Here is a 14128-nt window from a genome sequence, read left to right as displayed (position 1 = left end):
GATTTTCAGCGTTATGACTTAAATAATTTTTATCGATTTGAAACGCTTCGTTTGTTCCATTTGATGTCGCTAAGCATACCAGATTTAATTCCGATGAAGAAATTCCAGTTAGAATTTGTTCCAAGTGGTTGCCAGTTGAATGCCATTCTCCAGCTCAATAAATCTCTTTCAAAACGGAATTGGGTAAAGGTAATTCCTTTTTGAACAAAATCATATCCTGTAGAGACTCCACCTTTCCATTTTGGCGTAATGTCCATATTGGCAGAAATCATAATAGAATTTCCTGAGATTTTATTTTCGCGGTTTACGTTTGAATAAGTAAGCGAATAAGCCATTGTCATGTCCCAAGGAATTTTTGAATTAAAAAACTCGGTGATAACATCCTTATCGTCATCTTTTTCATTGGCAAATTGGCTGTTTCGGCTGTCGGTCAAGTCAGTATTGGTTCCGAATAAATCATCATTTCGACCTCCATTTCGCTGGCTCTGGGAGTTGGTTTTTTCTTTTTCGCCTCCTTTGTTGGAGAACGAGTAATTCAATGTGACATTGGCGCTAGTCATCCTGAATAAGCTTCCTCCGTTGTCAATGTTGTATTTGTCTATTCTTGTTCCAGAATTGTCGATTGCATAAGGATCTAATGTAGCTCCAAAATTGACATTCATTTTATTGTCAAAAAATTGTGTTCCTCCAGAAACTAGTACAGGTTGCCATGCTAGAGTTTGTTTTCCGTCTGCATTGAAATTATAGCTTGTGCTGAAGTTTAAGTTGTTCAACAACATGATTTTTTTAGGTTCTGTTTTTGTGCTGTCTTTATCTCTTACTTTAGCTTCAAAAGTATTGCTTAATGCAAAACCTACAATGTTTGAATTCTCTTTTCCTGGCGCGCCATAAACACCGCCTTCAAAACGCGTGTATTGTGTTGTAATTCGTCCAGAAGCATCAACTGCGTAGGTGTCGTAGTATTTTTCAAAACTAGGCGTGTATGCGTACGTAATCGACGGACGCATGACGTGGCGAATAGATTGAATTTTTTTATCTGAGCCAAAATTAAATGTACCGTAAATTGTAGTTCCTAAATTAGAGCTGAAATTATACGTTCTAAAAGCGTCAAAACCGTTTACAGTTTGAGTGACAACTTTACTTTGTGTATCATCGTAATCTTTGTGAATGGTTTTAGTTACCCAAGTTTCTTGGTAATTGGTCGCCATTCCAGCACTGAAATACTTGAATAACTTAAAGTTGGTGCTTAATGGAATTGTGTGTTGCATTCCAATTTGAGCATCTTTAAACATTTGTGGCTTAAAGAACAATGAATCAGTTGTGACAAAACTGTTTTTACCGCTTAAGTTGTATTGCAGGTTAATGTTTTTTATAAAGCCTTTTTTAACTCCATCTTTTCCAACAAAAGGATAAATACGATCAATACTTGCTTGAAGCGATGGTAGAGTCATGTTGATGACCTCTGTTTGTGTGTTTTGCGAATGTGTCGCTGTTAACGCAATTCGGGCTTGAGGAATTATATTGAAAGTTTTGTTGTATGATATAGATGAGCTTAAAGTATTGTTCAGGTTTGAACCAATATTCGCTTGGTTAATGGATTGCTTAAAATATTTACTACTACCCATGTTCACCGAAGCAGAAAACGTTGAGTTTGGATTGGATTTCGAGTCTTTAGAATGCGACCACTGAATGTTGTAAATTTTTTGTTTTGAATAATCAGGATAACCTCTTTCACTGCTTATCAAATTTTCAAAACGTACATTCAGGTTGCCTCGGTATTTGTATCTTTCAGCATATGCCGATTCAAAACGAAGGGCGTAACTTCCGTTGGTATAATAATCTGCTAAAGCGGTTAAATCGTAATTATCACTCAAGGCAAAATAATATCCCATATTTTGCAAAGAAAATCCTCTCGTGTTAGAGTCGTTATAACTTGGTATGATAATACCCGAAACACTTTTTTCTTGGCTCATTGGGAAATAAGCAAACGGCAGCGCTAGCGGAGTGGGAACGTCGGCAATAACCATGTTTGTTAATCCCGTAACAACCTTTTTCCCAGGAACAAATTTTACTTTATTAGTTTGGAAATAGTACTCTGGATTATCAACATCTGTTGATGTTGTGAAACGTGCGCCTCTTAAAAAGTAAACCGAATCGTTTTCTTTTTTGGTAACAGCGGCTTTGATCTTAAATTCACCCTGTTCTGTTCTGGAATTAAAAATTAAGGCTTTTTTGGTCTTAAAATTAAATCGGATAGAATCTGGCTGTACTTCGTTTGATCCTTGTTTGAAGTTTGGATATTGAACAAGTACGCCGGCAGAATCTTTTATTCTTCCAGCATAAACTTCGTCTTTGCCATAATCCAAAATAATGATTCCGGATTTTAATTCTACATCTTTATAATATAGTTCGGCTTCATTATATAAGGTAAGTTGTTTCTTTTTTTTGTCTATTGTTGCATAATCCTTTGACTTGTATCTTACTTTACCATCAAGAAAAGTCTTTGCAGGCTTTATGCTGTCGATCTTTACAGTATCAACTTTAACAGCTGTAGATTTATCGGTTTGTTTTGTTGCATCAGTTTTAGCAGTTGAAGCTTTATCTGTTTGTTTTACAGTTGGTAATGACTTTTTTTTCGGTTTTATATCTTGCGAATATACTTTACCACATCCTAAAGTTAGGAGAAATGATAATAAAACGATATTAAATAAGTTTGTGTGCAAAGGTTTAAATGCTATTTTTGTAAAAGTATGGCTTGTTTTTTGACATGTCAAAACTACATATAATTTTTTGGCAAAAATAATCAATTGCGAAAATTATAACAGTTGCATATTATTAAAATTAACTTTTAGATTTATGAATATATTTAACAAAACTAGGCTATTATTTAGTTTTTTTCTAACTATAATTTCGTTTTGTGCTTACAGTCAGGCAAATGTTTTTAAAGTAACACTTGATGCCGGGCACGGTGATCATGATTTTGGAGCTGTTTACAGTGGCCGAATTGAAAAAAATATTGCTTTGGCGATTGTACTTAAAGTTGGGAAAATTTTAGAAGCAAGCCCAAATGTTGATGTGATTTATACGCGTAAAACGGACGTTTTTATTGATTTGGTTGAAAGAGCTAATATCGCAAACAGAGCAAATTCGAATATTTTTGTCTCAATTCACTGTAATGCAAACAAAAATACTGCAGCTGACGGAACAGAAACTTATGTAATGGGTTTGAGTAAAGTGGCATCCAACCTTGAAGCAGCGAAAAAAGAGAACTCGGTAATTACATTAGAGAAAGATTATAAACGTAAATATGAAGGTTACGATCCAAACTCACCAGAATCTATGATCGGAATGACTTTAATGCAGGAAGAATATTTGGATAACAGCATTTCATTGGCAACAAAAATTGAAGATAATTTTGACCGACTTGGAAAAAAAATAAGACAAGGTGGTGTAAAACAAGCGCCATTTATGGTACTTCATAAAGCGTATATGCCTAGAGTTTTAGTTGAAACAGGTTTTGTTTCTAATCCTACAGAAGGAAATATCTTGAATTCTGAGGAAGGACAAAATGATATTGCAAAAGCAATTGCTGAAGCAATCTTAAGTTATAAGAGCGAGTATTTTGGTTCAGGAGTTCCTGAAATGTCAGATGTTAGGCCAGCAAAAGATACTTCGACGCCAAAAAAAACTAAACCAGCAGAGCCTTCAGCGGCAGCTAAAAGCGCAGTTAAGGGAACTTTTTACAAAGTACAGCTTATTGCTAGTATAAAAAAGACCCCATTAGAGCCTAAGAATTTTAAAGGCTTGAAAAATGTAACGATGCTTTATGAAAATAATATTTACAAATATTTCTATCAAGAAACATCTGATTACGAAGCTGCAAAGAAATATTTGCAAGAGGCTAAGAGTAAAGGTTATGGAGCAGCATTTTTGACTGCAACTAAAGATGGAGAAAAAATCAGTATTCAAGACGCTACTAAATAATAGCCACAAGTTCGAATATTTATATTAATTTTGTACAAACACTTAGAATTTTGAAACTAACAAGAGAAATTAAAACGGCTATTCTAGTCATCGGGGCAATTTTATTATTTATTTGGGGCTACAGTTTTTTGAAAGGAAGAGACCTTTTTACCAATTATAAAACATTATTTGTTGAGTATGATAATGTTGAGGATTTGGCACCGTCAGCACCAGTTACCATAAACGGACTTGCAATTGGTAAAGTAAATAAAATTACAATCAATGAAACAACAGGAAAATTATTAGTTGAACTTCAACTTAAAACAGATTTTCCAATTTCAAAAACAAGTACAGCTGCTTTGTATTCTCCAAGTTTAATTGGAGGAAAACAAATTAAAATTGTACCAAATCTTGCAGATAAAGATCCAGCAGAAGAAGGTCAAACATTGAGCGGAACTGTCGAGCTTGGCCTAACAGAGTCTTTGGGAGGAAAACTTGAGCCAATTCAAGCCAAATTAGATAAAATGCTTGTGAATATTGATAATCTGGTTACTGGATTAAACAATACTTTAGATAAAAATACACAGGAAAATTTAAAGAAAACTATTGCTGAATTAAGTAAGACAATGGAGCAGTTTCATAAAGCCGGTGGAAGTCTTAACTCTATTTTGGATACTAATAAAGGTCAAATTAACGGAGTTGTGACAAACTTGAATAAAATGTCAGGTAATTTCAGCAAAATTTCAGATTCTTTAAACAAAGCTGATTTAGGAAAAACAGTCCGCAATTTGAATCAGACTTTGGCTAAAGTTGATGTCTTGATGGCGAATTTGAATTCTGGAAAAGGAACTGCAGGAAAAATATTGAATGATGATGCTTTGTATAATAATTTGGCGAAAACTTCAAAAGAGCTTGAGTTATTATTGCAAGATGTTCGTTTATACCCAACTCGTTACGTGAATGTTTCGCTTTTTGGAAAGAAAAACAAACCATACGTAGCACCAACTGAAGACGCTAATTCAACTACTAAAAAATAATCATAAATGAGTTATTTAGATAATATTTTATTCGCCATACTTCTTGTAGTAGGTTTTGGTTTTTTTACAGCGAGCGTAAAAAAAATCATCCGAAACATTAATTTAGGAGTTGACGTAGATAGAAAAGATAATCCTAAAGCTCGTTGGAAAAACATGGCACTGATTGCTCTTGGGCAATCAAAAATGGTGAGACGCCCTGTTGCCGGAATACTTCATATTTTTGTATATGTTGGTTTCGTAATTATTAATATCGAATTGCTTGAAATTATCATTGACGGGCTTTTTGGAACACATAGAATTTTTGCTCCTTATTTAGGAGTGGTTTATGATGTTTTGATTGCTTCATTTGAAATTTTGGCAATACTTGTTATTGTTGCAGTTGTAACTTTTTGGATCAGAAGAAATGTGATTCGTTTAAAACGTTTTGTTAGCAAAGATCTAACTGGTTTTCCAAAGAGCGATGCGAATTACATTTTGTACTTTGAAACAGTTTTAATGATTCTGTTTTTATTGATGAATGCATCAGATTTGCATTTGCAGAATGTTCCTGGCGGATATTCTCATTTTCATAAAGCAGGAAGTTATCCTATCAGTCAGTTTATTGCACCAATTTTTAATGGTACATCAAACGAATTGGTTGGATTGTTGTTCGAAGTGTTTTGGTGGCTTCACATTGTAGGTATTTTGGTTTTTATGAACTATCTATACTTTTCAAAACATTTGCATATTCTTTTAGCTTTCCCAAATACGTATTTTGCAAACTTGAAACCAGAAGGCCAGTTTGATAATTTAGAATCGGTTACCAAAGAAGTGAAGTTGATGATGGATCCAAATGCTGATCCGTTTGCGGCGGCTCCCGTTGATGAAAATGCTGCTCCGGCTAAATTTGGAGCCAGCGATGTTCAGGATTTAAATTGGGTGCAACTTTTGAACGCATATACGTGTACCGAATGTGGAAGATGTACTTCATCTTGTCCAGCAAATCAAACAGGAAAAAAATTGTCTCCTCGTAAAATTATGATGGATACAAGAGATCGTTTGACAGAAGTTGGGAAAAATATTGATGCCAATAAAGGTGTTTTTGTTCCAGACAACAAATCACTTTTAAACGATTATATCACTCCAGAAGAATTATGGGCTTGTACATCATGTAATGCCTGTGTTGAGGAATGTCCAGTAAATATTAGTCCGCTTTCTATCATTATGGATATGCGTCGTTATTTAGTTATGGAACAAAGTGCGGCACCAATGTCGCTAAATGCAATGATGACTAATATTGAAAACAACGGTGCGCCTTGGCAGTACAGCCAGCAAGACCGATTGAATTGGAAAAACGAAAATTAAGATTTATTGTTTACACGGTTAATTGTTTTAACCGTTTAATCGATTATAAATAAAAAATATTAAGGTTTTTAGTAAGGTTAAGATAGAGAGCGATTAACCAAATAAACGATTAACCGATTTAACAACAAAAGAAGATGTCAGAAAGTTTAGTAGTGCCAACAATGGCTGAAATGCTAGCCCAAGGAACACAGCCAGAAGTTTTATTTTGGGTAGGTTGCGCGGGAAGTTTTGATGATAGAGCAAAAAAAATTACTAAAGCATTTGTGCGTATTTTAAATCGTACGAATGTTTCATTTGCAGTTTTAGGTACTGAAGAGAGTTGTACCGGAGATCCTGCGAAACGTGCCGGAAATGAATTTTTGTTCCAAATGCAGGCCATGATGAATATCGAGGTTTTAAATGCTTATGAAGCAAAAAAGATTGTTACGGCTTGTCCGCATTGTTTTAATACTTTAAAAAATGAATATCCTGAATTAGGAGGAAACTATGAAGTTATTCATCATACTGAATTTTTAAAGTCATTAATTGATGAAGGAAGATTGACTGTTGAAGGCGGACAGTTTAAAGGAAAGAAAATCACGTTTCACGATCCTTGTTATTTAGGAAGAGCGAATAAAGTTTACGAAGCGCCAAGAGATTTAATTCAAAAATTAGATGTTGAATTAGTTGAAATGAAGCGTTCTAAAGCGAATGGATTATGCTGTGGAGCTGGAGGAGCACAAATGTTTAAAGATGCTGAACCTGGAAATAAAGAAGTGAACGTTTTACGTACAGAAGATGCTCTAGAAACTAAACCAGATATTATTGCGGCAGGTTGTCCTTTCTGTAATACCATGTTGACAGATGGGATTAAACATGCACATAAAGAGGGTGAGGTAAAAGTTATGGACGTTGCCGAGTTAATTGCAAATGCACAAGATTTATAAAAGATTCTGAGTTGCTAAGATTCTAAGATGCTAAGTTTTTTAATCTGAAAGAAATCAAGAAATCTAAAATCAACAATCTAAAATCTAAAATTAAAATGTATATACCTTTTGAAAATTTACCTGGTGAATCTAGAGTTTGGATTTACCAATCGAACAGAAAATTTTCTGAGGAAGAGTTTTCTGAAATTGAAACTGATTTAAAAGCTTTTGTGGAGCAATGGGCGGCGCACGGAACAAGTCTTGAGGCTTCGTTTTTGCTGAAATACAACCGTTTTATTATATTGGCGGTGAATCAAGATGTGCAGGCAGCAACGGGCTGTTCTATTGATAGTTCAGTTGAATTTATTCAAAGCTTAGAAAAAAAATACGACGTTGATTTGCTTGACAAAATGAATGTTACTTTTAAATTGGGTGAACATATCGCTCATAAACCTCTAATTGATTTTAAAAAGATGGTTAAAGATAAATCGGTTTCTGAGAATACGATTGTGTTTAATAATCTTGTAAATAATATAGAAGAATTTAATGAATCTTGGGAAGTTCCTGCTGCCGATAGCTGGCATAGCAGATTTTTCTAAGAGAAATTTATAAGAATATTTGAAAGGCATAAAATTTAAATTTTATGCTTTTTTTTTGTTTAAAATTGCTCGTTGATGAAATTATCTTCCTTAGTTTCTTTTTCTTCATTGAGATTTTTTTGTTTTTCTATTTACATGAACAATAACTGGATTGCGGCCGTCCAAATCTCTTTTTCCGCGACCTAATAAACCAATTGTTGCGGTATTTGGCTTTTTAGATTTCATTTCCTGAGAACTTACATAAGTGTATATTCCATAGCCATGTCCAGAAACAATCCAGCCTTCTGTATTTTTTAAATCGGTGACATCAAAATCTTCGGATCGTTCTGTATAAACGGGACCAAATTCTTTTATCAGTTTTAGGGCTTTGCTTTGTAAATTGGAAATTTCATCTGCATGTTCAAAAATAATGTACGTTCCGTTTTTAAACAAAACCCAATCCTGAAATTTAGGATTTATACTAAGTTTGACATGATGCAGTAACTCTATTTCTGATATTTCGTCAATTTTTTGATGTTCAGTTTTCTGTTTCATAAAAAGAAAATTTAAAAAAGAATACAATTGTTTTTAGATCATTTAATTAGTGTTTTGAAAGTATGTTATCGAGATATTTTACCCGTAAAAGTTTTAATTATATTATAATACGGTATTTTTGCGATTCGTTATATTTCAATAAAAGCACCTTTAAACCAAAGGTCTAAAGGTGCTTTTTAATTTATATAAAAGTTAAGATTAAGATTCTGTGTTGTCTGGATCTTTTTTATGGTAAAACCAATAGAATACTTGTGGTAGAACGGTAAGCGATAAAATCATACACGTTATTAAACCGCCCACAATCATAATAGCTAATGGTTTTTGCACCTCAGAACCCATTCCAGTCGATAAAGCAGCAGGAAGCAATCCTAAAGATCCCATAAGGGCAATCATAACAATAGGACGAATTCTACTATGAATTCCGTGCGAAATAGCGTCTTTTAATTGCATTCCGTTACGCATATTTTCTCGAATCATTCCAATGAGGACAATACTGTCAATCGCGCTCACTCCAAAGAGAATAATAAACCCAATTCCCGCCGAAATTCCAAATACAGTTCCCGTTACCCAAAGCGACAGGAATCCGCCGATAAAAGCATAAGGCATTGCAGTTACAGCAATCAAAGTGTCTTTGAAATTGCCAAAGTTGAAATACAACAGACATAAAATTAGTACCAAAACCACGGGAATAATCATCGCTAATTGTTTTGTTGCTCTTTCTTTACTTTCAAATTCTCCCGCCCATTTCATCACGTTTTCTTTAGGAAGTTTTACTTCGGCAGCTACTTTTTTCTGCGCTTCATCAATTGTACTTCCCAAATCTCGTCCTTCAATACTAAATCCTACAGCAATATAACGGCTGTTTCCTTCACGGTAAATAAAGGTTGGACCTGTTTTGTAATCTACCGTTGCGATTTCTTTTAACGGCACTTTTTTGCCATTTAGGTTTGGAATTAGAATACCTTCAATTTTTTCTTTCGAATCACGATATTCTTTTTCAAAACGAAGCGTGATATCAAATATTTTTTCATCATCATAAAATTTGGTTGCTGCTTGTCCGCCAATTGTCATTCTGATTACGGCTTGTGCATCGGCAGTAGTAACAGCATAACGCGCCATTTTTTCGTCATTAAGCTGAATTCTTAATTCGGCAATCCAATGTTTTTATAGACATTGATATCTTCAATTCCTTTTACGTCTTTGATGGAATTAGCGACTTTTGCAGCCATTTCTTCTAATTGAAAAAGATCGCTTCCAAAAATCTTGATCGCCAGCGGACTTTTTACTCCGGCTACGTACTCCTCCACATTATCCTGAATGGGCTGACTGAAACCAAAGGCAATTCCGGGATATACATCAAGCACTTTTTTGATCTCGGCAATTAATTCTTCTTTGCTGATATCATGTTTCCATTCGTCTTTATGCTTTAATTCGATATGAAATTCGATATTGAAAAATCCCGTTGGATCTGTTCCGTCGTTCGGCCTTCCAGTTTGAGAAAGCACGAATTTTACTTCTTCAAATTTTCTAATCTTGGTTTTCATTTCCTTCGTCAATCTAACCGATTCGTCAAGATTGATACTATTTGGCAGTGTTGCTCTTACATAAATTGCACCTTCATTCAGTTTCGGAATAAATTCTGATCCGTAAAAAGCAAACCTCGCACAACAAATCGTTAATAAAGCTAAAAACGCATAAAAAGTAGCTTTACGATGTTTGGTACTCCATTGAAACAGTTTAAAAAGGTTTTCTCTAAAAAAACGAGAAATCATATTTTCTTTCTCGACAATGTTTTTGGTCAACATGACTTTACACATCGCAGGCACGTACGTAAGTGACAAAAGTAACGATCCTAAAAGTGCATAACTTAGCGTAAAGGCAAGAGGCGAGAACATTTTTCCTTCTACTTTCGTGAATGAGAAAATAGGCATCAAGGCTACAATCAAAATGATTAAGGCAAAGAAAATATAAGTCGCTACACTGCCGACACTTTTCTTGATCAATCCCATTTTACTCATGCTATTAAAGCGTTCCATTCCCACTTTATGCGCTTTCTTTTCGAGCGAAACAAAGACCTGTTCAACAATAACGAGCGTTCCTTCGAGCAGTAATCCAAAATCTAAAGCTCCCATCGAAATTAAATTCGCTGGCAATCCCTGAATTCTCAACATTACAATGGCAAACAAAAAAGAAAGCGGAATTACAGAAGCCACAATCAAAGACGTTCTCCAATTGTAAAGGAAAATAAATACAATTAAAGATACCAGTAAAATACCTTCAACAAGATTTTTGGTAACGGTTTTTACAGTGGTATTGACCAATTCGGTACGATCGATAAACGGAACAATTTTTACATTATCAGGTAAAACTCTTTCGTTAAGTTCCGCTAAACGTTCTTTAAGTTTTTTGATTACTTCACCAGGATTTTCTCCGCGAAGCATGACTACAATTCCTTCTACAACGTCATCATTTCCGTCCAAACCAACTTGTCCCAATCGTGGTTTTGCCGAAATCGAAACTTCGGCTACGTGTTTTACTAAAACGGGAGCTCCGCCTTTGGTTTCAATTAAAATATTGCCAATATCTTCGACTTTATTAATTAAACCGACACCACGAACCACGTAAGCCTGATCGCCACGCTGAATAACATCTCCGCCTACGTTGATATTACTTTTCGAAACCGCTTCGTAAACGTCTAAAGCCGAAAGGTTGTAATTTTCTAACTGTGTTGGATTAATTTTGATTTCGAACATTTTTTCTTCACCACCAAAACTCACCACATCGGCAACTCCGGGAACGGCGATTAATTCTCTCTCAATAACCCAATCTTGAATGGCTTTGATTTCTTTAATCGGAAGATCACTTTTAATTACATATCGAAAGATTTCTCCTGTTGCTCCAGATGGCGGATCGATTTCTACATCAGCTCCTTCTGGAAGATCCAGTCCGTTAAGACGGTTTGAGGCATATTGCTGTGCATAAAAATCCTCTACGCCATCATCAAATAATACGGTTACAACCGATAATCCGAAAAGCGAAATAGAACGTACTTCGGCTTTTTTCGGAATCGTGTTCATTTGTTTGGAAATAGGAAGCGTGATAAATTTCTCAACTTCTTCGGCACTTCTTCCCGGCCATTGTGTAATAATTCTTGCCCTTGTATTGGTTACGTCGGGAAAAGCTTCAATTGGTGTGTGAATATAGCTCACTATACCGGCGACTAGTAATATTGCGGTCAGGAAAAAAACAATAAGGGAGTTTTTTAGCGAGAAAGCAACTAAACCTTGTACAAATTTTTTCATGTCTTGTATTGTGTTTATCTGTTTGGCAGATAATTAGTTTTTTAATCGTTCGTGAATTAAAAGCTGATTTTTGGTAATCACCATTTCGCCTTCTTTAACTCCATCTTTAAAGTAAACCCAGTTGTTGTTTTTAATAACCGGATTAATTTCTCTTGTTTCTATTGTACAATCGTTTTTATAAATTAAAATATGATCGCGATTGTTGTCAAAAATCACAGCTTTTGCAGGAACAGCTTCCAGCATTTCGCCACCCAGACTTTTATCGATTGTGATATCTGCGGTCATTCCAGGTTTTAGTTTTAAGTTTTTGTTTTCCATTACAATTCGGGCTTTCAAAACATGTTCATCGGCATCAAAAACTTTGGCCATCATTTTTATTTTTCCTTTAAAAACTTCTCCCGGATAGGCTGGAGTTGTTACATCTACAGGCATATTTTCGGATACATTTTTTAAGTTACTGGTATACACATTTACCAAAACCCAAATTTCTTTTAAGTCAGAAATAGTAAAAAGCGGTTCACTGCCGTCTGTAATCTGCATTCCCGGACTTATGTTTTTGTCTACGATATAACCTTCAGTCGGCGCTTTAATTAAAAAAACAGATCTTTCGTTGCTCGCGCTAAACATTGCCAAATTGGCTCTTACATTTTCAAGGGAAGACTTTAAAACATCGAGTTCGCTTTGCGCTTGCAGTAAATCTTTTTGAGACGAAATTCCATCTTCAAACATTGATTTCACTGCTTGCAAATTGCGTTGAGCCACATTTATTTGTGATTGAAGCGATTTGCTTTCAGATTGCATGCTGTTTAATTCGGTGCTTTTTATTTCTGCCAAAACTTGTCCTTTTCGAACATAATCGCCCAATGAAAAAGTAGTTTTGGTAATAATTCCTTCCACAAGACTGTTAAACTGAACAACATGATCGCCATTATAAGTAATGTTTCCTGTAAGATTTATAGATTCGCTTACAGAACGTTTTTGTATGGGTTCGATGGTGATTTTTTCTTTTAGGGCTTTATCGATACAAAACTTTTCTTCTTTCGTTTCTTTAATTTCTTCTTTTTTGCCACATCCGTAAACGAGCATTAACCCAAGAATTGGGAGTACAATATATTTCTTCATTTGTTTGTTGTATTTGAAAATTAGATTTAGTTGATTTCCTGACCTGAGATATAGCGCAGTTCTTCCAGATTTTTATTCAGGTCCATTTTAGAATTCAGCAGTATCGATTTGTTGTCTAAATAAGCATCAACAAAATCAAGATATTCAAGCATGCTTGTATTTTTTTGAAGAAAGTTCTTGCGATACGCTTCCAGAAGTTTATCTAAATCTCCTTCATAATCGGCTTCGACACTATCGTACAATTTTTTGGTAACCAATAAATCTTCATACGATTGTAAAACTTCCGATTGTATGCTGATCGTTTTTTCTTCGGCCAATAATTTTCCCTGATCAATGGCTAGTTTTGCAGCTTTTATATTTCCCTGATTTCGATTAAAAAACGGAAGATCGAGAGAGAAACCAACTCCCACAAAATCATTCATTAAACTTGCACCACGATCATAACTTACACCAAGTGTAACATCTGGCGTTCGCATGGCTTTTTCGTATTTGTATTTGTTGTCGTTATAATCATTTCCGAGTTTAAGCACTTTCATATCAGGACGGTTTTCTACAGCTGAAGCCAATAGATTCCCTAAATTGATGTTGTCGATATTTTTATTATCGGGAACAAAACCATCATCGGTAAGTTTGATATAATTTGTAGCCGGGAGATTCATTAAAACTTTAAGCTCTTTCTGTAAAGCATTGTTGTCCTTTTGCAAATCGGCTATTTCTTTTAAGAATTGAAGTTCTGTTGCTTTTAATCTGATGTATTCGCCTTTGCCAACATTGCCTTGTTTTACCTGATTTCCGTAAGCTTTCAGTAAAGTCTGCATAGACGAAAGCTGTTTTTTATAAATTGCTTGTTGCGCCTGATTGTATTGCAGTTCGGTAAGATTAGCTCTGAATTCGATTTTTAAATTGCGTAAAAAGGTTTTGAAGTATTCTTTGGCGATATCAACACCTACTTTTTCCATAGCAATCATTTTTCTTCGTTTTCCGGCGGTCTGAACCAACTGTTCCAGTTCGGCATTGACTTGCGAAGTTCTTCCAAAATTTCCCCACAGCGCAGGTAATTGTTGTGCAGTAGCGTTGTTCCAAAGATTGATTTCGCCTACGGTAAAAGTTGGATTAGGCCATAATTTTGCCTGAATAACCTGGGCATCGGCAATATCGATATTCAGTTTTTCGGAAATAAGAGAAATGTTTTTTTCCAAAAACAAAGCCTCGGCCTGTGGTCTGGACAGCATAATTGTATCGTTTAGTGTGGCAGTCTGCGCCATACCTTTGTGTGATACAATAACAAGTAAGGTTAAAAATAAACGTTTCAAATTAAGTAG

9 protein-coding genes and 1 pseudogene are annotated in these 14128 nt (G+C 35.0%); 5 read left to right on the top strand and 5 right to left on the bottom strand.

Translation table 11 applies throughout. From position 1 onward, the window contains the following. Positions 1–29: 29 nt before the first annotated feature. Positions 30–2774: a putative LPS assembly protein LptD gene (locus EYY60_RS03785; RefSeq protein WP_162847845.1), complete on the bottom strand. Its 2745-nt coding sequence runs from the start codon at positions 2772–2774 to the stop codon at positions 30–32. 82 nt (positions 2775–2856) lie between these two features. Between EYY60_RS03785 and EYY60_RS03780 the strand changes: the two genes are divergently transcribed. From EYY60_RS03780 to EYY60_RS03760, 5 genes are all read left to right on the top strand, one after another. After that, the gene (locus tag EYY60_RS03780; RefSeq protein WP_132988072.1) at positions 2857–3984 is read left to right on the top strand and encodes an N-acetylmuramoyl-L-alanine amidase family protein; all 1128 of its coding nucleotides are present in this window, start codon (positions 2857–2859) and stop codon (positions 3982–3984) included. Positions 3985–4034: 50 nt separating this feature from the next. Further along, on the top strand, positions 4035–5000 hold the full coding sequence (locus EYY60_RS03775) for an MlaD family protein (RefSeq protein WP_132988071.1): 966 nt from the start codon (positions 4035–4037) through the stop codon (positions 4998–5000). Positions 5001–5006: 6 nt separating this feature from the next. Continuing rightward, positions 5007–6344, top strand: a complete 1338-nt coding sequence (locus EYY60_RS03770) for a (Fe-S)-binding protein (protein WP_132988070.1) — start codon at positions 5007–5009, stop codon at positions 6342–6344. Positions 6345–6478: 134 nt separating this feature from the next. Then, positions 6479–7270: a (Fe-S)-binding protein gene (locus EYY60_RS03765; protein ID WP_132988069.1), complete on the top strand. Its 792-nt coding sequence runs from the start codon at positions 6479–6481 to the stop codon at positions 7268–7270. A gap of 95 nt (positions 7271–7365) precedes the next feature. Further along, positions 7366–7848 (top strand): ABC transporter ATPase, encoded by a 483-nt coding sequence (locus EYY60_RS03760; RefSeq protein WP_132988068.1) that lies wholly within the window; start codon positions 7366–7368, stop codon positions 7846–7848. Between the two features lie 105 nt (positions 7849–7953). Here the strand turns inward: EYY60_RS03760 and EYY60_RS03755 are convergent, their stop codons facing one another. From EYY60_RS03755 to EYY60_RS03740, 4 genes and pseudogenes are all read right to left on the bottom strand, one after another. Beyond that, positions 7954–8382, bottom strand: a complete 429-nt coding sequence (locus EYY60_RS03755) for a hypothetical protein (protein WP_132988067.1) — start codon at positions 8380–8382, stop codon at positions 7954–7956. A 198-nt stretch (positions 8383–8580) separates the two neighbouring features. After that, a pseudogene (locus EYY60_RS03750) lies at positions 8581–11684 on the bottom strand (efflux RND transporter permease subunit). Positions 11685–11717: 33 nt separating this feature from the next. Further along, positions 11718–12806: an efflux RND transporter periplasmic adaptor subunit gene (locus EYY60_RS03745; RefSeq protein WP_132988066.1), complete on the bottom strand. Its 1089-nt coding sequence runs from the start codon at positions 12804–12806 to the stop codon at positions 11718–11720. 26 nt (positions 12807–12832) lie between these two features. After that, the gene (locus EYY60_RS03740; RefSeq protein ID WP_132988065.1) at positions 12833–14119 is read right to left on the bottom strand and encodes a TolC family protein; all 1287 of its coding nucleotides are present in this window, start codon (positions 14117–14119) and stop codon (positions 12833–12835) included. Between the last annotated feature and the right edge of the window lie 9 nt (positions 14120–14128).

This window comes from Flavobacterium zhairuonense (genome assembly GCF_004352915.1).
GTDB lineage: Bacteria > Bacteroidota > Bacteroidia > Flavobacteriales > Flavobacteriaceae > Flavobacterium > Flavobacterium zhairuonense.
This window is presented reverse-complemented; position numbering and strand designations above follow the sequence as displayed.